At 72.2% G+C, this 21,579-nt stretch carries 19 protein-coding genes, 1 tRNA gene and 1 pseudogene; 14 read left to right on the top strand and 7 right to left on the bottom strand.

Features of this window, described 5'->3' with window-relative positions; translation table 11 throughout:
• The first annotated feature begins 56 nt into the window (after positions 1-56).
• The 13 genes from DEJ34_RS05670 to rbsD all read left to right on the top strand — a co-directional run bounded on the left by DEJ34_RS05670 (position 57) and on the right by rbsD (position 16,536).
• On the top strand, positions 57-2,198 hold the full coding sequence (locus DEJ34_RS05670; RefSeq protein WP_110911609.1) for a hydantoinase/oxoprolinase family protein: 2,142 nt from the start codon (positions 57-59) through the stop codon (positions 2,196-2,198).
• The gene (locus DEJ34_RS05665) at positions 2,195-2,866 is read left to right on the top strand and encodes a hypothetical protein (RefSeq protein WP_220032825.1); all 672 of its coding nucleotides are present in this window, start codon (positions 2,195-2,197) and stop codon (positions 2,864-2,866) included. Before DEJ34_RS05670 ends, DEJ34_RS05665 begins: the two co-directional genes overlap by 4 nt.
• A gap of 2 nt (positions 2,867-2,868) precedes the next feature.
• The gene (locus DEJ34_RS05660) at positions 2,869-4,182 is read left to right on the top strand and encodes a transporter (RefSeq protein WP_110911608.1); all 1,314 of its coding nucleotides are present in this window, start codon (positions 2,869-2,871) and stop codon (positions 4,180-4,182) included.
• An 11-nt stretch (positions 4,183-4,193) separates the two neighbouring features.
• Positions 4,194-6,599, top strand: coding sequence for a polysaccharide lyase 8 family protein (locus tag DEJ34_RS05655; protein ID WP_110911607.1), 2,406 nt, complete (start codon positions 4,194-4,196; stop codon positions 6,597-6,599).
• A 196-nt stretch (positions 6,600-6,795) separates the two neighbouring features.
• Positions 6,796-8,451, top strand: a complete 1,656-nt coding sequence (locus tag DEJ34_RS05650) for a catalase (RefSeq protein ID WP_110901968.1) — start codon at positions 6,796-6,798, stop codon at positions 8,449-8,451.
• A 94-nt stretch (positions 8,452-8,545) separates the two neighbouring features.
• Positions 8,546-9,010, top strand: coding sequence for a MarR family winged helix-turn-helix transcriptional regulator (locus DEJ34_RS05645; RefSeq protein WP_181422264.1), 465 nt, complete (start codon positions 8,546-8,548; stop codon positions 9,008-9,010).
• Between the two features lie 78 nt (positions 9,011-9,088).
• A complete protein-coding gene (locus tag DEJ34_RS05640) occupies positions 9,089-10,309 on the top strand; it encodes an MFS transporter (RefSeq protein ID WP_110911605.1) in 1,221 nt (406 codons plus the stop codon).
• Between the two features lie 133 nt (positions 10,310-10,442).
• The gene (locus DEJ34_RS05635; protein WP_110911604.1) at positions 10,443-11,531 is read left to right on the top strand and encodes a LacI family DNA-binding transcriptional regulator; all 1,089 of its coding nucleotides are present in this window, start codon (positions 10,443-10,445) and stop codon (positions 11,529-11,531) included.
• A gap of 1 nt (position 11,532) precedes the next feature.
• Positions 11,533-13,089, top strand: coding sequence for a sugar ABC transporter ATP-binding protein (locus DEJ34_RS05630; RefSeq protein WP_110911603.1), 1,557 nt, complete (start codon positions 11,533-11,535; stop codon positions 13,087-13,089).
• 93 nt (positions 13,090-13,182) lie between these two features.
• Positions 13,183-14,154 (top strand): ABC transporter permease, encoded by a 972-nt coding sequence (locus DEJ34_RS05625; protein WP_110890591.1) that lies wholly within the window; start codon positions 13,183-13,185, stop codon positions 14,152-14,154.
• A gap of 53 nt (positions 14,155-14,207) precedes the next feature.
• Entirely contained in the window at positions 14,208-15,161 is a 954-nt protein-coding gene (locus DEJ34_RS05620; RefSeq protein WP_110911602.1) for a substrate-binding domain-containing protein, read from the top strand.
• A complete protein-coding gene (locus tag DEJ34_RS05615; RefSeq protein WP_220032824.1) occupies positions 15,158-16,156 on the top strand; it encodes a ribokinase in 999 nt (332 codons plus the stop codon). The genes DEJ34_RS05620 and DEJ34_RS05615 overlap by 4 nt, the downstream gene beginning before the upstream one ends.
• Positions 16,153-16,536 (top strand): D-ribose pyranase, encoded by a 384-nt coding sequence (gene rbsD, locus DEJ34_RS05610; RefSeq protein WP_110911601.1) that lies wholly within the window; start codon positions 16,153-16,155, stop codon positions 16,534-16,536. Before DEJ34_RS05615 ends, rbsD begins: the two co-directional genes overlap by 4 nt.
• A gap of 198 nt (positions 16,537-16,734) precedes the next feature.
• On the opposite strand, the gene DEJ34_RS05605 is transcribed toward rbsD, so the two are convergent.
• From DEJ34_RS05605 to DEJ34_RS05575, 7 genes and pseudogenes are all read right to left on the bottom strand, one after another.
• The gene (locus DEJ34_RS05605; RefSeq protein WP_258368352.1) at positions 16,735-16,908 is read right to left on the bottom strand and encodes a hypothetical protein; all 174 of its coding nucleotides are present in this window, start codon (positions 16,906-16,908) and stop codon (positions 16,735-16,737) included.
• Between the two features lie 97 nt (positions 16,909-17,005).
• Positions 17,006-17,224: pseudogene (locus DEJ34_RS05600) on the bottom strand (GNAT family N-acetyltransferase); the annotation flags it as partial.
• Between the two features lie 157 nt (positions 17,225-17,381).
• Positions 17,382-17,942, bottom strand: coding sequence for an MOSC domain-containing protein (locus DEJ34_RS05595; RefSeq protein WP_110823905.1), 561 nt, complete (start codon positions 17,940-17,942; stop codon positions 17,382-17,384).
• A gap of 84 nt (positions 17,943-18,026) precedes the next feature.
• A complete protein-coding gene (locus DEJ34_RS05590) occupies positions 18,027-18,200 on the bottom strand; it encodes a hypothetical protein (RefSeq protein WP_181420604.1) in 174 nt (57 codons plus the stop codon).
• Between the two features lie 125 nt (positions 18,201-18,325).
• Positions 18,326-18,399: transfer RNA gene (locus DEJ34_RS05585), tRNA-Pro, on the bottom strand.
• 138 nt (positions 18,400-18,537) lie between these two features.
• Entirely contained in the window at positions 18,538-19,188 is a 651-nt protein-coding gene (locus DEJ34_RS05580) for a DUF2238 domain-containing protein (protein ID WP_110911600.1), read from the bottom strand.
• Positions 19,185-20,021: an endonuclease/exonuclease/phosphatase family protein gene (locus DEJ34_RS05575; protein ID WP_110900748.1), complete on the bottom strand. Its 837-nt coding sequence runs from the start codon at positions 20,019-20,021 to the stop codon at positions 19,185-19,187. The genes DEJ34_RS05580 and DEJ34_RS05575 overlap by 4 nt, the downstream gene beginning before the upstream one ends.
• Before the next feature lie 69 nt (positions 20,022-20,090).
• On the opposite strand from DEJ34_RS05575, the gene DEJ34_RS05570 reads away from it, so the two are divergent.
• Positions 20,091-21,554: a hypothetical protein gene (locus tag DEJ34_RS05570; protein ID WP_110900747.1), complete on the top strand. Its 1,464-nt coding sequence runs from the start codon at positions 20,091-20,093 to the stop codon at positions 21,552-21,554.
• Positions 21,555-21,579: the final 25 nt, after the last annotated feature.

The following is a 21,579-nucleotide window of genomic DNA, read 5'->3' as shown; positions in this document are numbered from 1 at the left end:
ACTCCTCCCTCCCGAAGTACTCCCCCGATCCCACCCCGCAGGAAGGTCACGACGACGTGGAACCCAACGCACTGCGCATCGGCATCGACGTCGGTGGCACGTTCACCGATGCCGTCGCCATCGACGCCGCCACGCTCCGGCTCATCGGCCAGGCCAAGACACCGACGAGCCACGACCACCCCGACGGTGTCGCGCACGGCATCGTCACCGCGCTCCACGAACTGCTCGCGACGATCGGCCGGTCGCCGGGCGACGTCGTGTTCCTGGCGCACGGCACCACCCAGGCGACGAACGCGCTGCTCGAGGGCGACGTCGCGCCGGTCGGGATGATCGGCATCGGGCGGGGCCCCGCCGGCTTCTTCGCGAGGCGGCTGCGCCGACTCGGCCGGATCGAGATCGCCGACGGCAAGCGCCTCCCGGTGTCGTACGAGCACCTCCGACAGGCGGACGACGACGCAGCGCTCGCGGGCGTCCTCGACCGGTTCCAGGCCGCGGGCATCGAGTCCGTCGTGGTCACCGAGCCGTTCTCGGTCGACGACGCGATCGGCGAGGAGCGCGTCGCCGCCGCCGCCCGCCAGCGCGGCTTCCTCGTCACCGCGACGCACGAGATCACGTCGCTGTACGGGCTGAGCAAGCGCACCCGCACGGCCGTCCTCAACGCGGTGATCCTGCCGCGGATGTTCGCCACGGCCGACCTGGTCCAGGCGAGCATCGACGCCGCGGGCATCACCGCGCCGCTCATGGTGATGCGGTGCGACGGCGGCGTGATGTCCCTCGACGAGATGCGCCGACGCCCGCTGCTCACCGTGCTGTCGGGTCCCGCGGCCGGCGTCGCCGGAGCGCTCATGCAGGAGAAGCTGAGCGACGGGCTCTTCCTGGAGACCGGCGGCACCTCGACCGACATCTCGGTGATCCGCCGCGGCAAGGTCGCCGTGCAGTACACCGAGTTCGGCGGCAGCTCCACGTACCTGTCCGCGCTCGACGTCCGCACCGTCGGCGTCGGCGGCGGGTCGATGGTGCGCATCCGGACGTCCGGGTCGGCCCACGTCACACACGTCGGCCCGCGCAGCGCCCACATCGCCGGACTCCCCTACGCCTGCTTCGCGCCGGTCGAGCAGCTGCGGGGTGCCCGGCTCGCCACGATCGCGCCGCTCGACGGCGACCCGGCCGACTACGCGGTACTCGACACGGACACCGGGCGGCTCGCGATCACGATGACCTGCGCGGCGAACGCGCTCGGGCTCGTGCCCGAGGACGACTACGCGCACGCGCCGGCGGAGTCGGCCCGCGCCGCACTGGCACCGCTCGCCGCCGCGCTCGGCACGGACGTCCCGGGAGCCGCGCGTGCCGTCCTCGACGCCGGCGTCGCCCCGGTGCTCGAGGTCGTCGAGAAGATGGTCGACGACTACGGCATCGCGAAGGACGACGTGCTCCTGGTCGGTGGCGGCGGCGGGGCGGCGTCGGTCACCCCGCACGCCGGTGCCCGGCACGGGGCCGCGTGGCGCATCGCCGACCACAGCGAGGTCATCAGCCCGATCGGCGTCGCCCTGGCGCTCATCCGCGAGCAGGTCGAGCGGGTGATCCCCGGCGCGACCGACGACCAGATCCTCGCGGTGCGCCGGGAGGCCGAGCAGGCCGTCATCGCGCAGGGGGCCGCGCCCGCCGAGGTGTCGGTGGACGTCACGGTCGACCCGCAGTCGAACACGGTGCGTGCGGTCGCGACCGGGGCGACCGAACTGCGGACGCAGGACCGGACCCAGCGCCGCACGGACGGCGAGCTGCGCGCGATCGCCGCGGAGGGCCTCCAGGTCGACGCCGCCGCGGTCCGCGTCCTCGCCGCCACCGACAACCACGTCGTGTTCGGTGGGCCGGAGCGCCGCCGGTTCCTCCGGAAGCCGACCCACCCGGTGCGGGTCCTCGACCGGGACGGGGTGGTCCGGTTCGCCTCGGCGGACGCCCGGGTGCAGCAGAGCACCGTCGGCGCCGGCGCCGGATCGCTCCCGGAGCTCATCGCCGAGCACACCGCGTACGGGGACGGCGGGTCGCGGGCACCCGCACTGCAGCTGCTCATCGGCCCACGCATCGCCGACCTGTCCGGGGTGCTCGACGAGTCCCAGCTGATCTCCCTGGCCCGCACCGAGGTCGAGGGGCAGGACCGGTCCGAAGCACTCGTCGCCGTCCTCGAGGTGCGGTCGTGAGCACCGTCGCAGCGGTCCTCCCGGCCGCCGACCGTCGGCGGATCGGCGCGCTCGCGGACCGTTCGGACGACGCTCTCGGGGTCATGCTGCTCCGGGGGACGCCGACGAACGAGACCAGGTCGGAGGAGCAGCTCGCGGAGTTCAGCCGTCGAGCCGCAGCGTTCGGCGTCGCGCTGGCCGATCGGACCAGCGCACCGTCCTCCGGCGGGTCGGCGGACGGGTCCTCGGGGGCGATCCGCGTCGTCGAACGCGGCGGCGGCCTGGCCCAGGGCGGGCTGCTCGCCCGGTACGGCTCCCGTGACCACCGCGTCGAGCTGTTCACCGACACCGTCGACTTCTGCGAGCGCCTCGTGGACGACCTCGACTGGCGCCGGTGGTTCCCGTCCGGCAGCGTCCGCGCGGCCGCCGTGGAACACGAGCGCGCGCACCACCTCGTGACCGCGGACCGGTCGCGGGGCCTCCGTGCCGCGCTCGGGCTGCAGGTCCTCCGCATCGGCCGGTTGCGCCGCTTCGGCACCGTCGCCGGTGCCGACGAGGTCGCGGCGCACGCCTTCGCGGCCCGCAGCGTCGGGCTGGGCCGCTCCCCGCTCCTCCTCACCGCGGCCGCGCAGGCCGCCCTCGCGACGCGCACCGGCGCGCGTCGCGCTCCGACCACCAGGGAGAACTGACCATGGGCATCGCCATCATCGTCGTCATGGCCATCGGCGTCGCGCTGATCCTGACCGGCAAGGTCCCCACCGCGTTCGCGCTCGTGCTGCTCGCCGTCGCGATCGCCCTCGTGTCCGGCGCACCGTTCGTCGGCGCCGAGAACAGCGTCCTCAGCACCGTGCTGCAGGACGGCGCCATCCGGCTCGCGTCCACCATGATCGCGATCCTGCTCGGGTCGTGGCTCGGATCGCTCATGCGCGACACCGCGATCGCCAGCACGCTGGTGCGGAAGACCGTCGAGTTCGGCGGCGACCGTCCCGTCGTCGTCGCGCTCGGGGTCCTCGTGATCTCGGCGCTGTGCGGTGCGGTGACCGGGTCCGCGCCCGCCGCCCTGCTCGCCGGTGTCATCGGCATCCCCGCGATGATCGCCGTCGGCGTGCCGAAGGTCACGGCCGCCGGCACCATCCTGATGGGCATCGGGGCCGGCGTACCGTTCGAGCTGCCGGTGTGGCAGTTCTTCTCGACCGCGCTCGACCTGCCGGTCGCCGACGTGCGCTCCTTCATGGTGCTGCTGTTCCCGTTCGCCGCCGCCGCGGCGGTCGTCTACGTGCTGGTCGAGACACGGCGGCGCGGGACGGTGCACCAGTGGACCCTCGCGTCCATGTCCGACGCGGACGCGAGCGGCGGCGCTCCCGCCGCCGACACGCGCAGCCGGCGGCAGCGCCTCGGCGACGCACCCTGGTTCGCCCTGCTCACGCCGCTCGTGCCGATCGTGCTCGCCCTCGTCCTGCAGGTCCCGATCATCCCGTCACTCCTGGCCGGTGTGCTGTTCGCCGTCCTCACCACGACCCCGCCGCGGCTCATCGCCACCCGCATGCTCCGCTCGCTGTACGACGCCTTCCAGGTGGCCGCGCCGCCGATCGCCCTCTTCATCGCGATCGGCATGCTGCTCGCGGCGGTCGGGCTTCCCGGTGCGGTCTCCGCGCTGCGGCCGATCGTCGAGGCCGTCGCCCCGACGAACGTCGTGCTCTACGTGGTCGTGTTCTCGGTGCTCGTCCCGCTGTGCCTGTACCGCGGCCCACTGAACATCTTCGGGCTCGGTGCCGGGATCGCCGGCGCGATGACCGCGATCGGCTTCTACTCGCCGATGGCCGTCCTCGGCCTGATGACGTCGTACAACCAGGTGTTCGGCGTGGCCGACCCGACGAGCACCCAGACCGTGTGGGCCGCGCAGTACTCGGGCGTGACCCCGCAGCAGGTGATGGTGCGCGTCCTCCCCTACGTCTGGGTGGTCGCCATCGCCGGCATCGTCCTGTCCGCCGTCCGTTACCTCTGAGAGGCACCGTCATGACCGAGTCAGCACAGCCCTCCGGCCCCTCGCGACGCACCGTCCTCGTCGGGGCAGCGGCCGTCGCCGCCCTCGCCGGCACCGGGTCGCTCGTGCCGGGCACTGCCGCCCGGGCCGTCGGCACCGCCGCGGTCTCCCCCTTCGCGACCGTCCGGTCGCAGTGGCTCGCCACCCTCATCGGTGACGTCGACCTCGGCGACCCGGTCGTCGCGCGGTACGTGGCCGATCTCGCCGCCGCGGCGGCACCGGTCTGGGACGCCCTCGACACCGGCACCGGCCGCACGTACCTCTGGGCCGACCTCGACAGCAGTTCGACGTCGGCGCTGCAGACGACCGCGATCGGCCGTCTCCGGACCCTCGCGCTCGCGCTGAAGACCCCCGGCAGCGCCCTCACCGGCGACGCGACGCTCGCGGCCGACCTCGTGTCGGCGTTCGACTGGTTCCTCGCGAACAAGTACGGCGGCGGTGTGCGCCGGTACGACAACTGGTGGGACTTCCAGATCGGCATCCCGCTCGCCCTCAACGACGTCTGCCTGCTGCTGCACGACCAGCTGTCGGCCGCGCAGATCGACACCGGGATGACGGCGATCCGGAAGTACGCGCCGGATCCCAGGGTGACGGCAGAGATGACGTCGACCGGTGCGAACCGCAACTGGGCGTGCTCGATCGCCATCGTCCGCGGGGCGCTGAGCGAGGACGGCGCGGTGATCGCCGACGCGAAGAACGCGTACGCCCCCGTGTTCGACTACGCGACCAGCGGCGACGGCTTCTACCCCGACGGCGGCTTCGTCCAGCACGAGTACCACCCGTACAACGGCAGTTACGGCTTCTCGCTGCTGCAGTACCTGACCTACAGCATGCTCGCGGTCCGGGGGACGCAGTGGTCGTTCACCGCGGCGCGGCTCGACCGGGTCGTGGATTGGGTCGAGGACAACTTCCGCCCGTGGATCCACGCCGGGGCGTTCATGGACATGACCCGGGGACGGGCGCTGTCGCGGTTCTACCAGACCGACCACCGCCTCGGGCACCTCACGGTGGCGACGCTGGTGCAGCTCGCCGACGTGCTGCCGACCTCGGACGCGGCCGCCCTGCGGTCGGTGTGCAAGGGGTGGATCGCCGCGGACACCACCCAGCCGTACTTCGCCTACGACGATGTCCCGATCGAGCAGGTCCGGATCCCGTCGATCGTCCGGGGCCGCGCGCTCGTCGCCGACGCGGCGGTGCCGACCGCGGCCGAGTCGACCCGGTCGGTCGTGGCGACGTCGATGGCCCGCGCAGTCCATCGCCGCCCGGGCTTCGCCCTCGGCATCGCGATGGACAGCACGACCATCAAGCCGTACGAGACCGCCAACGACGAGAACCTGCAGGGCTGGTACACCGGCGAGGGCGCCACCTACCTGTACCTGCCGGGGAAGCCCGGCCACTGGGCGAACCAGTACTGGCCGACCGCCGACAAGTACCGGATCCCCGGCACCACCGTGCAGGTCAAGCCGCTCGCCCTCGGCGCCGGTCGGGGGTCGACGAACACGTGGACCGGCGGCGTCGTGCAGGACGACGTCTCCGTCGTCGGCATGGGGCTGTCGTTCGCCAAGCAGACGCTGCGGGCCCGCAAGTCGTGGTTCGGCTTCGGTGACGTCGTGCTGCACCTCGGCGCGGGCATCACCAGCTCGGACGGCGTCCGCGTCGAGACCGTCGTCGAACAGCGGAACACCGGTCTGGACGGCCAGACGGTCCCGGTGGTCGACGGACGCGCAGCACTCACCACGCCGAGCAGCACGGCGACGACGCTCACCCCGCGGTGGGTGCACGTCCCCGGCACCGGCGGCTACGTCTTCCCGGCGGGCACCGCGGTCCGCGCACTCCGGGAGGACCGCTCCGGTCGCTGGACCGACATGGACCACCGGGGCACCTACGAGGACGACACCACCCGTACTCGCCGCTTCGTGACACTCTGGCTCGACCATGGAGTCGACCCGACGGACGCGACCTACTCCTGGCTTCAACTGCCGGGTGCGACGCAGGCGCAGGTGTCGGCGGCTGCCGCGTCGGACGACGTGGTGGTGCTCGCGAACACCGCGAGCCTCCAGGCCGCTCGGCAGATCAGTACCGGCGTGACCGCACTCACCGCCTGGGCCAGCGGGACCCCCGCGATCGGTGGGTCACGCATCGACCGCACGGGGTGCGTGGTCGTGCGCCGGGACAGCGACGGTGTCGTGGTGTCGGTGAGCGAGCCGACACAGCGGTTGACGGGAGTGGTCACCATCACCGTCGACGGCCCTGCCGGTGCGCTGCGGTCCGTCGACCCGCGCATCACGGTGCGGTCGACCAGCCCTGACCTCGTGTTGACGGTCGACGTGTCCGGTGCTGCCGGCAGGACCGCGACGGCTCGGTTCGACGCCGCTTGACGGGATGGGTGTCCGAGCGGGCAGGAGGCTCGTGGCCGCGGCGCCACGAGCCTCGTGTCCGACATCGCAGGGGCGAGGCACGATCGATCGGCGCCGACCTGACGACCCCCTGAGCGCTGGGAACAGCCGTCCGGCCTGCAGGCCACACTCGGGCATGAACCCGAGTCCGTGACCAGAACGCAGAGAGGACGACGCCATGACCGACGTCTCCAGCCAGCCACCCGCCGAGGGTGACGACCGCCGGGTGCTCACCAACCGGCAGGGCCACCCCGTCTACGACAACCAGAACCAGCGCACGGTCGGAGCCCGTGGCCCGGCGACGCTCGAGAACTACCAGTTCCTCGAGAAGATCAGCCACTTCGACCGCGAGCGGATCCCGGAGCGGGTCGTGCACGCCCGCGGTGCGGTCGCCTTCGGGTACTTCGAGGCCACCGGCACCTGGGGTGACGAGCCGATCGCGCAGTACACCCGCGCGAAGCTCTTCCAGGAGGCCGGCAAGCGCACTGACGTCGCCATCCGGTTCTCGACCGTGATCGGTGGACGCGACTCGTCCGAAGCCGCTCGCGACCCCCGCGGCTTCGCCGTGAAGTTCTACACCGAGGACGGCAACTGGGACCTCGTCGGCAACAACCTCGGGGTGTTCTTCATCCGCGACGCGATCAAGTTCCCGGACGTCATCCACTCCCTCAAGCCGGACCCCGTCACGTTCCGCCAGGAGCCCGCGCGCATCTTCGACTTCATGTCCCAGACGCCCGAGTCGATGCACATGCTCGTCAACCTGTTCAGCCCGCGCGGCATCCCCGCGAACTACCGGACGCAGCAGGGCTTCGGCGTGAACACCTACAAGTGGGTGAACGGCGACGGCGACACGAAGCTCGTCAAGTACCACTGGATCCCGTCGGTCGGCGTCAGCTCGATGACCGAGGCCGATGCAGCCGTCGTGCAGGGCAGCGACCTCGGCCACGCGTCGAAGGACCTGTACGAGGCGATCGAGCGCGGTGAGTACCCGGAGTGGGAACTCCGCGTGCAGCTCATGGACGACCACGACCACCCCGAGCTCGACTTCGACCCGCTCGACGACACGAAGGTCTGGCCCGAGAACGAGTTCCCGCCGAAGGTCGTCGGCAAGATGGTCCTGAACCGGAACGTCACGAACCACTTCGCCGAGAACGAGCAGCTCTCGTTCGGCACGGGCGTGCTGGTGGACGGCCTCGACTTCTCCGACGACAAGATGCTCGTCGGCCGCACGTTCTCGTACTCGGACACGCAGCGGTACCGCGTCGGCCCGAACTACCTGCAGCTGCCGGTGAACGCCCCGAAGAACGGGAACGTCGCCACGAACCAGCGCGACGGGCAGATGGCGTACCACCAGGACCACGGTGGCGAGAACCCGCACGTCAACTACGAGCCGTCGATCACCGGTGGGTTGCGCGAGGCCGAGTACCCGACGCACGACGACCAGGGGCCCGAGATCGTCGGTCGTCTCACCCGCAAGCGCATCCCGCGGACGAACGACTACACCCAGGCCGGTCAGCGCTACCTGCTCCTCGAGGACTGGGAGCGCGACGACCTGGTCGCGAACTTCGTCGACCTCATCTCGCAGGCGGCCCGGCCCGTGCAGGAGCGCATGCTCTGGCACTTCTACATGGTCGAGGACGACCTCGGTCGCCGGGTCGGCGAGGGCCTCGGCATCACGCTCGACGAGGTGAAGGACCTGCCGCCGCTGCAGTCCCAGACCCTCGACGAGGCCGAACTCGCGCGCCTGGCCAACCTCGGCCACAACGGGCCCCGGGACGTCGACGGCCTCATGATGACGCACTGCGTACCGGACGAGCGCGCCGTCCGCGTCTGAGATGCGACCTCGGTCGGCCGGGAGGCCCGGTGCCAGCTGGCACCGGGCCTCCCGTCTGCACGGCCGGGCGGCGTCCGTCCGGCAGGATGGGCGCATGCCACACGCACCATCAGAGGGCATCGACGAGCTGCTCGCGGCCTCGCGCGGACTGCTCGGGGTCGTCGCCCGGTCACTCGCCCCCGCGCTCGAGCACGTCACCGTCCCGCAGTTCCGGCTCGTCGTCCTCGTGACGACCCTCGGACCCACACGATCGGGTGACCTCGCCGAGCGACTCGCGGTCGTTCCGTCGACCCTGACCCGGATGGTCGACCGGCTCGTCGAGGACGGGTGGGTCGAGCGGTTGCCGAGCACCGAGAGCCGCCGCGAGGTCCTCGTCGGCGCGACCGAGCGAGGACGAGCACTGGTCGCCGACGTGATGGACCGGCGACGGGTGGAGATCGTCGGGCTCCTCGACGCCGTGCCGGAGGACGAGCGCGCGAGCGTCGTCGCGGGGGCCGCGGCGCTCCGGCGGGCGATGCACGAACCGCTGCCGGAGGAGATCTCGGCGTTCGGCGGCTGAGCGCCCGCTCCGGTCGGCGCACCCGGCCGCCCGCCGTCACGGAGGAATGACCGACGGCCGCCCGCGCTTGTGGCGTCCATGACCACCACCTCCACCCGCCGCGGCTGGCTGAGCGTCCTGTCGGTCGCCCTCGGCTCGTTCGTCCTCGTGCTCTCGGAGTTCCTGCCGATCGGCCTGCTGCCGTCCATCGCGCGCGACCTGCACGTCGACATCGGGACTGCCGGCCTGATGGTGGTGTTCACGGGTCTCACCGGCGCCGTGGCCGCTCCCGTCGTGACGGTCGCCACCTCGCGCCTCGACCGCCGGACGGTGCTGCTCGCCCTGACCGTCCTGCTGGTCGTGGCGGACGCCCTCGCCGCGGTCGCGCCCACCTTCGGTGTGCTGCTCGTCGCCCGGATGCTCCTCGGTGTCGGCATCGGCGGCTTCTGGGCCATCGGTGCGGGCATCGCCGGGAGGCTCGTGGAACCGTCCGCCGTGATCCGTGCGACCTCCTTCATCACCGCGGGCGTCTCCGTCGCCACGGTGGTGAGCCTGCCGCTCGGTGCGTTCGTCTCGTCGCTCGCGAGCTGGCGCCTCGCCTTCGTGATCGGTGGCGCGCTCGGCCTGGTCGCGCTGGTGCTCCAGATCGCGATGCTGCCGAGCATCCCCTCCTCGCAGCGGGTGCGGTTCGCGACGCTCGCGGGTCTGCTCCGGGTGCAGCGTGCCCGCGTCGGCCTCATCGCGGCCGCGTTCCTCTTCGTCGCACAGTTCGCCGCCTACACGTACGTGGCGCCCTACCTGGAGGACCTCGTCCGGGTCGGGCCGGACACGGTCACCCTGGCGCTGCTCGTGTTCGGCATCGCCGGCATCGCGGGGAACTTCGTCGCCGGGTTCACCCTGAGCCGCAACGTCATCGGCACGATCGGTGTCGCGAAGACCGTCCTCGCCGCGGCCGTCGTCCTGTTGCCGTTCGCGGCGCACTCGGTCTTCGGCGTGTTCGCGCTGCTCGTGGTGTGGGGCTTCGTCTGGGGCGCCCTGCCGCTCGGCACGCAGACCTGGATGTCGACGGCCTCACCGGCGGGCGCGGAGAGCGGGCTGGCGTTGTTCGTGACGACGATCCAGCTCGCGATCGCCGCCGGGTCGGTCCTGGGTGGTGCGGCCGTGACGTCGTTCGGGCTGTCGGCGGACTTCTGGTTCTCCGGCGCGGTCGCCGTGGTCGGCGCGGTCGTGCTGCTGACGCTCGGGTTGCGCCGGTCGAGCGCGATCCCCCAGGCGGGGACACCGACGGCTCCGACGCCGGTCCCGATGCCCGCGGACTGATCGGTCACCGGGGCTCCGGCGCGGGTGCACCCCGCCCAGGTCCGCTGCTTGACATGACCGGGCGCGGTGCCTATGGTCGTGGAATCGATTCCATGGAATCGATTCCACGATTCGCCCAACGGAGTGCTCAACGATGAACGCCGTCACCATCAAGGACGTCGCCGCCCGCGCCGGCGTCTCGGCAGCGACGGCATCGCGCGTCCTCTCCGGCAACGCCGCGACGAGCGAGGACTCGCGCCGGGCCGTCGAGCAGGCCGCGAAGGACCTCGACTTCCGCCCGAACCTGCAGGCCCGTGCGCTGCGCTCGACCCGGTCGGACACGATCGGTCTGCTCGTCTCGGACGTCCGCAACCCGTTCTTCGCCGACCTTGCCCACACGATCGAGCAGGCCGCGCTGGCCGAGGGCTACGTCACGCTGCTCGGCAACGCGAACGAGCGGGCCGACCAGCAGAACCGGTACCTCGACACGCTCATCGCCCGCCGGGTCGACGGCGTGATCGTCGCACCGCAGGGCAACGACACCGGGACGGTCCAGCAACTCGTCGACCGCGAGATCCCCACGGTGTTCGTCGACCGCGTGATCTCGGGCATCGACGTGCCGAGCGTCACCACCGACAGCAGCACCGGCATCCGGCAGACCGTCGAGCACCTCGCCGCACTCGGACACACCCGCATCGGGTACATCGCCGGCCCACAGAGCGTCTCCACCGGCCGCGAGCGCTTCACGGCGTACCAGGACGCGATCACCGCCGCGGGCCTCAGCGGGGACCCCGACCTCGTCGTGTTCGGCGACTTCCAGGCCGCGTCCGGCTCGACCGGCGTCACGACCCTGCTCGGTCTCGACGACCCGCCGACGGCGATCTTTGCCGCGGACAGCCTGATGGCCGTCGGCGCGATCGCGATCCTCAACCGGCTCGGTCTCCGTGTCGGCGAGGACATCGCCCTGGTCGCCTTCGACGACATCGAGTGGTTCTCGCTCCTCGAGCCCGCCCTCTCCGTCGTCGCACACAGCGTCGAGGACATGGGCCGTGTCGCGGTCGACCTGCTCCGCGACGTCATCGACGGCGGCACCCCGCAGTCCGTCCGCCTGCCGAGCGAGCTCATCGTCCGCGCCTCCTCGGCCACCCCCATCCGTCCCCGTCGACCGGCCGCACCGTCGCGCCCGACCGACCAGCAGCACGCCGACCAGCAGCACGCTGACCAGCAGCACCCGGAGCACTGACATGGAACAGACACCGATGCCGCAGACCCCCCTGCAGCAGCACCCACTCCTCACCCTCGACCGGGTGAGCAAGTCGTTCGGCCCCGTCCAGGTGATCACCGACGTCACCGTCGACGTCCACGCCGGGAAGGTGCAGGTCCTCCTCGGCGAGAACGGCGCCGGGAAGTCGACGCTCATCAAGATGATGTCCGGCATCCACCAGCCCGACGGCGGACGGATCCTCGTCGACGGAGCCGAGGTGAGCCTCCCGACCGTCTCGGCCGCGGAGCGGCTCGGCATCGCGACCATCCACCAGGAACTGAACCTGGTCGGGTCGCTCAGCGTCGCCGAGAACGTCATGATGGGTCGGATCCCGACTCGCTTCGGCATGGTCGACCGGAAGACGCTCCGCCGCCAGGCGGAGGCGGCTCTGGCGACCATCGGACTCGACGTCGACGTCGACACCCCGGTCGGCGACCTCGGCATCGCCCGGCAGCAGCTCGTCGAGATCGCGAAGGCGCTCAGCGTCGACGCGCGGATCCTCATCCTCGACGAACCGACCGCGGCACTCACCCGCCACGAGACCGAGGCGCTGTTCCGCGTCGTCGCCGACCTCCGGGCGCGCGGGGTGGGCATGCTCTTCATCAGCCACCACCTCGACGAGATCGCCGAGATCGGTGACACGGTCGCCGTGCTCCGCGACGGTCACTTCGTCGCCGAGGTGCCCGCCTCCACACCCGAGGACGAGCTCGTCCGGCTCATGGTCGGGCGGAGCATCGAGGAGCAGTACCCGACGGGTGCCGCCGTGGTCGACCGTGCCGACCCCGTGCTGCGAGTGGAGCACCTCACCGCCGCCGGACGGTTTACCGACGTGTCCTTCGACGTGCACGCCGGCGAGATCCTCGGCATCTCCGGTCTCGTCGGCGCCGGACGCACCGAACTCGTCCGCGCCATCGCCGGGGCCGACAGCTACGACAGCGGCACCGTGTCCGTCCGGGGCCGGAAGCTCGGCAAGGGCAGCGTGGCCGGCGCGATCAAGGCCGGCATCGGACACGTGCCCGAGGACCGCAAGGGCCAGGGCCTCGTGCTCGGCGCGTCGGTCAACGACAACCTCGGCTACGCCACGCTCGCGTCCAGCGCCCGGGGTGGTCTCGTGGACTTCGCCGGGCAGAAGCAGCGCGCCGAGCAGGTCGCCGCCCGCCTGCGGATCCGCATGCACGACATCGACCAGCCGATCGGGTCCCTGTCCGGCGGCAACCAGCAGAAGGCCGTGTTCGGTCGGTGGATCCTCGCCGGCTCGAGCGTCCTGCTGCTGGACGAGCCGACCCGCGGTGTCGACGTCGGCGCGAAGGTCGAGATCTACGAGCTCGTCAACGCCATCACCGAAGCCGGCGGTGCCGTCGTCATGGTGTCGAGCGAACTCCCCGAGGTCCTCGGCATGAGCGACCGCATCCTCGTGATGCGCGACGGCCGCATCGCCGGCGAACTCGACGGCGCCGACGCCACCGAGGACGCCGTCATGACCCTCGCCGCCCGGGACGTCACCGAGCCCGAGAACGGGCAGGCCGACGCCGCCTGACCCCGGCGCCCCACTCCGCACGGCGCACCACCGCACATCCCGCCGCCGTCCCCTCCCCCGCGTACAGCGCAGTACCTCCCAGAAAGCACCCGCATGTCATCGACCACTGTGAAGGCCCCGTCGCGGTCCTCCTCGTTCACGAAGTTCCTCGCGAACAACGGCGCCCTCGTCGGCCTCGTCGTGCTCTGCATCGCGCTCTTCATCGCGACGCCCGACTTCCTCACCGGCCGGAACCTCCTCAACATCGGCATCCAGGTGTCGACCGTGGCGGTGCTCGCGTTCGGCGTGACGTTCGTCATCGTCGCCGGCGGCATCGACCTGTCCGTCGGGTCGGTCGCCGCCCTGTCCGCCATGGTCTCCGGCTGGTTCTTCGCCACCGCAGGGCTGCCGGGGTGGCTCGCCCTCGTCGGCGGGCTCGTCGCGGGACTCGCCACCGGCGTCGTGAACGGCCTCGCGAGCGCCTACGGCAAACTGCCGTCGTTCATCGCGACCCTCGCCATGCTCAGCGTCGCCCGCGGCCTGACCCTCGTGCTCTCCGACGGCAAGCCGGTCCCCACCTCCCCGCAGGTGTCGTTCCTCGGCAGTGACATCGGCCCGGTCCCGGTGCCGATCATCGTCCTGGTGCTCGCCGCCCTCGTCGCCTCGTTCATCCTCAACCGCACCGTCATCGGCCGCAGCATGTACGCGGTCGGCGGCAACGCCGAGGCCGCACGCCTGTCCGGCCTGCCGGTCAAGCGCATCGTCGTCGTCGTCTTCGCCCTGTCCGGCCTGTTCGCCGCACTCGCCGGCCTCCTGCTCGCCGGCCGCCTCGACTCCGCGCAGCCGCAGGCCGCCAGCGGGTACGAACTCGACGCGATCGCCTCGGTCGTCATCGGTGGCGCCTCGCTCGCCGGCGGTGTCGGTCGGATCTCCGGCACGTTCATCGGTGCACTCGTGCTCGTCGTCATCCGCAACGGCCTGAACCTGCTCAACGTCAGCTCGTTCTGGCAGCAGGTCGTCATCGGCCTGGTCATCGCGGTCGCCGTCGGCTTCGACGTCCTGCGCCGCAAGACGCGCAGCAGCTGACCTCCCACTCCTCCTCCTCCCTCCCCCACACCACCAGCACAAAGGAACCAACGATGAAGTTCTCCTCCTTCCAGAAGGTCGCCACCGTCGGCGTCGTCGCCGGCCTGGTCGTCCTCGGCACCGCCGGGTGCAACCGCACGAGCACCAGCGGCGCGGCCGGCGGCGGCAGCGACACCAAGGTGACGCTCGCCCTCTCCACGCTCAACAACCCGTTCTTCGTCGAGGTCCGCGACGGCGCGAAGGCCGAGGCGAAGAAGCAGGGCGTCACACTCGAGGTCGTCGACGCCCAGAACGACTCCGCCCAGCAGGCGAACCAGCTGCAGACCGCCTCGAGCGGCAGCACCGACGCCGTCATCGTCAACCCGGTCGACTCCGACGCCGCCGGCCCGAGCGTGACCGCGCTCAACAAGGCCGACATCCCCGTCATCGCCGTGGACCGCACCGTCAACGGCGCCGACGTCGACTCCTTCATCGCGAGCGACAACGTCGCCGGGGGCAAGCAGGCCGCCGACGACCTGGCGAAGGCCATCGGCGAGAAGGGCGAGATCCTCGTCCTGCAGGGCCAGGCCGGTACCTCCGCCAGCCGTGACCGCGGCAAGGGCTTCGCCGAGGGCATCAAGGCGTACCCGGACATCACGGTCGTCGGCAAGCAGACCGCGAACTTCGACCGCGCAACCGCGCTCGACGTCACGACCAACCTGCTGCAGGCACACCCCGACGTCGTCGGCGTCTTCGCCGAGAACGACGAGATGGCCCTCGGCGCGATCAAGGCGCTCGGTGGAAAGGCCGGCAAGGACGTCAAGGTCGCCGGGTTCGACGGCGAGGCCGACGGTCTCAGCGCCATCGAGGACGGAACGCTCAGCAGCACCGTCGCGCAGCAGCCGGCGAAGCTCGGCGCCCTCGCGGTCGACCAGGCGATCAAGGCAGCCTCGGGCAAGGCGAAGAAGACCGTCCAGGTGCCGGTCGTGTCGGTGACCAAGAGCAACGTCGGAGACTTCACCAAGTGAGCCGCTCCACCGGAACCGTGGTCGTCGTGGGTTCGCTCAACGTCGACCAGGTCGTGACCGTCGAGCGGCACCCGTCGCCCGGCGAGACCCTCGTCGCGACCTCCATGTCCCTGCTGCCCGGCGGCAAGGGCGCCAACCAGGCCGTCGCCGCCGCCCGTCGCGGCGCTCCCACCGCCATGGTGGGGAGCGTCGGACGGGACGGCTCGGCGCAGGTCGCCACGAGCCTCCTGGCCGACAGCGGGGTCGACGTCACGCACGTGCGTGCCGTCGACGCCCCCACCGGGCTCGCGACCGTCACCGTCGACCGGAGCGGCGAGAACACGATCGTCGTCGTCCCGGGCGCCAACCGTGCCACCGACCGGGAGGCCCTCCTCACCGCCGCCCCGGTCGTCGCGTCGGCCGCGGTGGTCGTCCTGCAGGGCGAGATCCCGGCAGACGGCATCGCCGCCGCCGCGGAACTCGCGACCGGACGGGTGCTCCTCAACCTGGCGCCCGTCGTGCCCGTCGACCGGGAGGTCGTGCTCGCGGCCGACCCGCTCGTGGTGAACGAGCACGAGGCGGCACTCGTCCTCGCGCAGCTCGACCCCGGTGCACACGTGCCGACGGACGAACCCGCACTGGTCGCCGCGCTGCGTGCACTCGGTGTGCGGAGTGTCGTCGTGACGCTCGGCGCGCGGGGTGCGCTCGTGGCGGACGGGACGGACGACCTCGTCGCGGTCCCGTCCCCGCGAGTGACCGCGGTCGACTCGTCGGGTGCGGGCGACGCGTTCGTCGGCGCCCTCGCTGCCGGGCTCGCAGCCGGGGACTCCCTGCTCGACGCCGCGCGGCAGGCCGTCCGGGTCGGGGCGTTCGCCGTCCAGGGGGCCGGGACGCAACCGTCCTACCCGACGCTGGACGACGTGCTGCCCTCGGTCGACCTGCCGCACGGGTCGGCTGCTCCGGCCGCTCCGGCCGCTCCGGCTGCTCCGGCTGCTCCGGCCGGGGGTGCGTCGTGAAGAAGGGCGGCATCCTCAACGCCGAGCTGAACGCCGGTCTCAGCCGGCTCGGCCACGGTGACCTGGTCGTCGTCGCGGACTGCGGCCTGCCGATCCCGCCCGGCGTGCCGGTCGTCGACCTCGCGCTCGTGCACGGGGTCCCCCGGTTCGTGGACGTCCTCGACGCCCTGCTCAGGGACGCCGTCTTCCAGGAGTGCATCGCCGCGACCGAGGCCGCCGGGACCGAGGCCGACGGGTGGCTCGCCGACCGGTTCCCGGAGCGACGCGCGGTGTCGCACGAGGAGCTCAAGGCGCTGTCCGCGGACGCCCGCCTGTTCGTTCGCACCGGCGAAGCCACGGCCTTCGCGAACGCCGTCCTCGTCTGCGGCGTGCCGTTCTGACCCGGGTCCCGGCCGGGTCATCCCCTCGGCCGGGACCGCCACCGCTGCCGCGCTGTCCCGAGGGGCTTCGCGAGGGCTGTCCGGAGTCCGAGGGTGAACGCGGTGGCCGGTGACCGGCACGCCGATCGCGAGGGACACCGCTCCGGTCGCACCGAAGGGGGCACCGATGCGGCGCCGCTTCCTCGACTCCGGCGCCGACTACTCCCCCGCTGCTTCGGTGCCGCGAGCGCCGTGCTCGTCGCGGGCGGCGCGCTGTTCACCGTGGGCACGGTGGGCAGGCAACTCCCGCCGGTAGAACACGAGTGACCCACGGCGGTCGACCTCCGCCAGGCCGTTCGACTCGAGGACGCGCTGCGATGCCGTGTTCGTCACGTCCGTGTCCGCCGCCGCGGCGCGCGCGCCGCAGACGGCCGCGGTCGAGAGCCAGTCCCACTGCCTCCGTCGCCAGACCGGCGCCCCGAGCCGACGGGACCAGGCCGTACCCGAACTCGACCGTCCCCGATGCATCCGGCGGGCCGAAGAAGCCGAACCCGCCGACGGCGAGACCGTCCGACGTACGCCGGACGAGGTACATCGTGAAGTCGGGGTCCACCGCCGACGCGGTCGCCAACGACCGCAGCGGGTCGAGCTCATCCGCGAAGGGGTATTCGGCGTGCCAGTCATCACCGGGACGCTCGTCACGCGCCACGACACGAGCTGCGAGGTCCGGCGTGATGGGTTCGAGCGTCGTCAGCGCCCCGTGGAGGATCACGTGTCGATCCTCGCAGGGCCGATGATGCAGTCCTCGGTGGCGCGATCGCAAGGACACGGACCAGCGACGTGACGCCGGTCCCGGGGGGCCGCGGTCACACCGGGCCGAGCGGCTGGTGGTCGCCCGCCGGGTTCTCCACGCGGATGGGATCACCGGCCCGGACCGTTCCGCCCGAGACGACGACTGCCATGACGCCGCCTCTGCGTCGCACCGAGCCGTCCTCGGCGCGACCCAACACCTCGCGGAGGAGACCGGGCTCGAAGTCGTTGATCTGCTGGCACGGGTTCCGCAACCCGGTCACGCGGACGCAGGCGTCGGCTCCGAGGTGGAGCAGTGCACCGGTCGACAGTCCGAGGAGGTCGATCCCCCGCGTCGTGATGTTCTCGCCCATCTCGCCCGGCGCGACCGCGAAGCCGACCTCAGCCACCTCGTCGAAGAGCTCGGCGTGGATCAGGTGCACTTGGCGCAGGTTCGGCTGCAGTGGGTCCCGAGCCACACGCGATCGGTGCTGCACCGTGCGTCCCGCATGTGCGTCACCCTCGACGCCCAGGCCCTCGACGAGCGTCACCTCGTCCACGACGGGTTTGCTGAAGTCGTGGCTGCTGTCCCTGCTCACCGCGACCACCCGTGCTCGGTCTCCGCGTTCCCCCGTCATGTGGTGATCCTGCCCCAGGCGTGCGAGCGACGGCAACACCGCGACCCGGGTGACGCGGAGGCCGGCCCCGCGATGGATGGTCGCCTACCGCGCGGACGAGAGGGCGACGGCGCCGTGCGACAAGGCGGCGAACTGTCGGCCGGGGTAGCGCAGTCCGGCGAAGTACATGTTCGTGTGGGCCACGATCTGCTCGCCGGTGATGGCCACTCCGTCGTGCTCGGCGTCTGTCGTCGTGTGGGCGTCGGCGACCAGCGTCACGTCGTACCTCCCGCCGTGGCGGAAGTGCCACGGGACGCGGCCGAGTTCGCACCCGTCACCGAACGAGAATCGCGTCAGGAGAACGAAGAAGCCCCGACGGAACTCGGTTCCGTCGGGGCTGTCGGTCGGGCTGACAGGATTTGAACCTGCGACCCCTTGACCCCCAGTCAAGTGCGCTACCAAGCTGCGCCACAGCCCGTGAGTCCGTACGGACCCAGACCCCGCGTCCACGAAGGACACTGCAGGCCCTGCTCCCCACCCGACCGAGCGCGGAGCAGCCCATCCAGCATAGCGGAAGCGCGAGCCCCACCGCGCCACGGCCCGCAGCCCGCGCGCGTCAACCCTGCGTGTGCAGCGCCGACGTGCCCTCGCGGCGAGCGCCGACACCCTGGGCAGCCTGACCCGGTCGGTCGACCCGCCGCTCCCGCGACAACCACGGCAGTGCGAACCCGGCGAGCAACGCGCCGGCCCCGTCCGCGGCCAGGTCGCCGATGGTGTCGTCGTAGCCGACGACGATCGTGTCGTCGACGAAGTTGTGCCCGAGCCACTCGCCGATCTCCCACACGGAGCCGATCGCCATCCCCGCGGCGAGCGCCACGAGGGCGGAGAGCAGCACCCCTGCACGCGGGGCCGAGGCGATGACCCCGACGTCCGAGGCGATGACGTAGAGCAGCCCGGCGAGCAGGCCGACCAGGATGACGTGCACGACCTTGTCCCACAGGAACACGGTCGTGTACCAGTCGAGCATGCTGCTCCACGCGGCGACCAGGCTCAGCAGGACGACCGCTGCGTCGAACGTCGGGCGGAGGCCGAGCATGCGTGGGACGACGGCGCCGAGGAGTGCGAGCGCCATCACGGCGAACGCCACCGCGCCCCATCCGACGGCGGCGACGGGCACGCTGACGAGCGTCACGATCCGGAGCAGGTCGGCGGCCCAGACGGCGCCGTGCGGTCGGCGGAGGAACGTCAGCCCGAGGGTGGCGATCACGCGCTCGCTCCGAACGACAGGACGGCGTGCACGGCGAGGTGGTCCGAGGGCCACACTCCCCCGGGCCGCCTGGTGGACACGGCGACGCGGGACACGACGGCCGTCTCGGTCGCGAGCACGCCGTCGATGCGTGGCCGGTCGGCGCGGGGCTCCCGGTACGCGGCGTACGTCCCGACCTCCGGCGTTTCCGGACGGGAGGCCCGCCCCCAGGTGTCGGGGACACCTGCGTCCGCCAGCGCACGCCACGGCGCGGATCCTGCCGCACTGTTGAAGTCGGCCATCACGACGGCCGGCAGCGCGGACTCGGCCACGATCCTGCCGAGGAGTTGCGCAGACCGGAGCCGCGCCCACGGCGAGACGACGTCGAGGTGCGTCGCCAGGGCGAGGAAGCGTCTGCCGGTGGCGTGGTCGTCGAGGACCACGCCGACCGCGTGGCGGGGGAAGGCGGTGGCCCAGGCGCGGCTGCCGGGGCGAAGCGGTCGGCGGGAGAGCGCCCACGAGCGGCGTTCGACGACGGTGCAGCGCTCGGTGTCGACGAGGACCCCGACGGCCTCGCCGTCGCCGTGGCGGTCCCGCCCGAGGAGGACGGCTTCCCACCGTTCGCCGATGCCGGTGGCGAGGTCGACCGCCTGCCGGCGCAGGGCCTCCTGGACGGCGAGCACGGTCGGCTGCTCGGAGGCGACGAGCGCGACGACGGCGTCCCGGCGGTGCTCCCACGCGTCCGGGTGCCCGGCGGGCCGGGGTACCTGGCGGCGCAGGTTGAGGGTCATGCAGTGCAGATCGGGAGGCGACACCGGCCCGATGGTCGGTCGGTCGTCGGCCTGTCGGAGCATGCTCCCGTTCTACCGACCGGACTGACCCGGTTCCCAGGCTGGCTGTCGCCCGGCTCCTATGGTGGCTCGATGCGTTCCCGACCCGTTCGTCCCCTGCTCGCGCTCGCGGTGACCGGCCTCGTCCTCGGTGTCACCGCCTGTTCCGGTGCCGCGCCGGAGCCGCGGCCGACCCTGACCCGCGTGGCGTCCGACACCGTCACGGTCGTCGCCCAGGACTCCGCCGCCGAGCGGTCGGTCCGGACGAGTCGGGCCGTGTTCCGGTCCGCTCCCGGGGCGGTCGTGGCGCCGGCGGACGACGCCGAAGCCGTGCGGCGGGCGGCGAGCGCCGCGGTGCGCGCGCACGTCCCCGCGCTCCTCGTGGGCACGGGACCGGAGGCGGTCGACGCCGAGCTCGAGCGACTCGACGCGTCCTGGTACCAGGCGGTCGGCAGGGTCTCGCTCGACACGGACGTCGCCGAGCGGGACGCGCCGGAAGGAGGCCAGCGGGCGGAGGCGGAGCGGGCCTCCCGGCAGACGGTGCTCGTGGCGGACCGGTCCTCGGATGCCGCGGCCGTGGCGACCGCGCGGGCTGCCGGTGCCCAGCTGGTGGAGATGCCCTCGGGCGTGTCGGACCCTGCCGCGTCGGGCGACGTGGTGCGGGCGCTGCACGGTGCGGAGGGTCGGCCGACGCTGCTGCTCGGTGCCGCCTTCGCGGACCTCGGCGACCCCGAGTGGGTCGTCCGGGCGGCGCAGACCGGGTACCGGATCGGTGACGGCGGGCGGCGGCCCTTCGACGGCCACCGGTACACGGCCCTGTACGGCGCTCCGGGCGCGCCCGTGCTCGGGGTGCTCGGCGAACAGGACCCGGCGGCGAGCGTGCGGCGGGCCAAGGCCCTCGCGCGGGAGTACCGCGGGATCTCCGACGTGCCCGTGACGCCCGCCTTCGAGGTGATCGCGACCGTCGCCGCCGGCGAGGCCGGAGCGGACGGCGACTACTCACGCGAGCTGCCCGTGTCGACCCTCGAGCCGTACGTCGACGCCGCGCACGAGGCCGGCATGCCGACCATCATCGACCTGCAGCCCGGGCGGAGCGACTTCCTCTCCCAGGCGCAACGGTACGAGTCGCTGCTGCGGCGGCCGGACGTGTGGTTGGCGCTCGACCCGGAGTGGCGACTCGGGCCCGACCAGGTCCCGCTCGAGCAGATCGGCTCGGTCGGTGCGCGGGAGGTGGACGAGGTGTCGGCGTGGCTCGCGGAGCTCGTCCGCCGGCAGGGGCTGCCGCCGAAGGCACTCGTGTTGCATCAGTTCCGGTCGTCGATGATCGTCGACCGCGGCTCGCTCACCTCACACCCGGAGCTCGACCTGCTCGTGCACGTCGACGGGCAGGGCGCGCAACCGGACAAGCAGGCGACCTGGAAGGCGCTGCACGAGGGCGGTCCGGAGGGGCTGCACTGGGGGTGGAAGAACTTCCACGACGAGGACTCGCCGATGCTGACGCCGGAGCAGACGATGGCCGAGGTGCAGCCGACCCCGTCCCTGGTCACCTACCAGTGAGTGGTCGCGGGTCCTCCTCAGCGTC

This window comes from Curtobacterium sp. MCPF17_050 (assembly GCF_003224435.2).
Taxonomy (GTDB): domain Bacteria; phylum Actinomycetota; class Actinomycetes; order Actinomycetales; family Microbacteriaceae; genus Curtobacterium.
The sequence above is the reverse complement of the archived record's forward strand: the minus strand, read 5'-3'. Positions and strand labels throughout refer to the sequence as shown.

Coding starts and splice junctions, on each gene's coding strand:
- DEJ34_RS05660 (WP_110911608.1), top strand. CDS start 2,869: ATGGGCATCGCCATCATCGTCGTCATGGCCATCGGCGTCGCGCTGATC.
- DEJ34_RS05655 (WP_110911607.1), top strand. CDS start 4,194: ATGACCGAGTCAGCACAGCCCTCCGGCCCCTCGCGACGCACCGTCCTC.
- DEJ34_RS05650 (WP_110901968.1), top strand. CDS start 6,796: ATGACCGACGTCTCCAGCCAGCCACCCGCCGAGGGTGACGACCGCCGG.
- DEJ34_RS05645 (WP_181422264.1), top strand. CDS start 8,546: ATGCCACACGCACCATCAGAGGGCATCGACGAGCTGCTCGCGGCCTCG.
- DEJ34_RS05640 (WP_110911605.1), top strand. CDS start 9,089: ATGACCACCACCTCCACCCGCCGCGGCTGGCTGAGCGTCCTGTCGGTC.
- DEJ34_RS05635 (WP_110911604.1), top strand. CDS start 10,443: ATGAACGCCGTCACCATCAAGGACGTCGCCGCCCGCGCCGGCGTCTCG.
- DEJ34_RS05630 (WP_110911603.1), top strand. CDS start 11,533: ATGGAACAGACACCGATGCCGCAGACCCCCCTGCAGCAGCACCCACTC.
- DEJ34_RS05625 (WP_110890591.1), top strand. CDS start 13,183: ATGTCATCGACCACTGTGAAGGCCCCGTCGCGGTCCTCCTCGTTCACG.
- DEJ34_RS05620 (WP_110911602.1), top strand. CDS start 14,208: ATGAAGTTCTCCTCCTTCCAGAAGGTCGCCACCGTCGGCGTCGTCGCC.
- DEJ34_RS05595 (WP_110823905.1), bottom strand. CDS start 17,942: ATGACGGGGGAACGCGGAGACCGAGCACGGGTGGTCGCGGTGAGCAGG.
- DEJ34_RS05575 (WP_110900748.1), bottom strand. CDS start 20,021: ATGCTCCGACAGGCCGACGACCGACCGACCATCGGGCCGGTGTCGCCT.
- DEJ34_RS05570 (WP_110900747.1), top strand. CDS start 20,091: ATGCGTTCCCGACCCGTTCGTCCCCTGCTCGCGCTCGCGGTGACCGGC.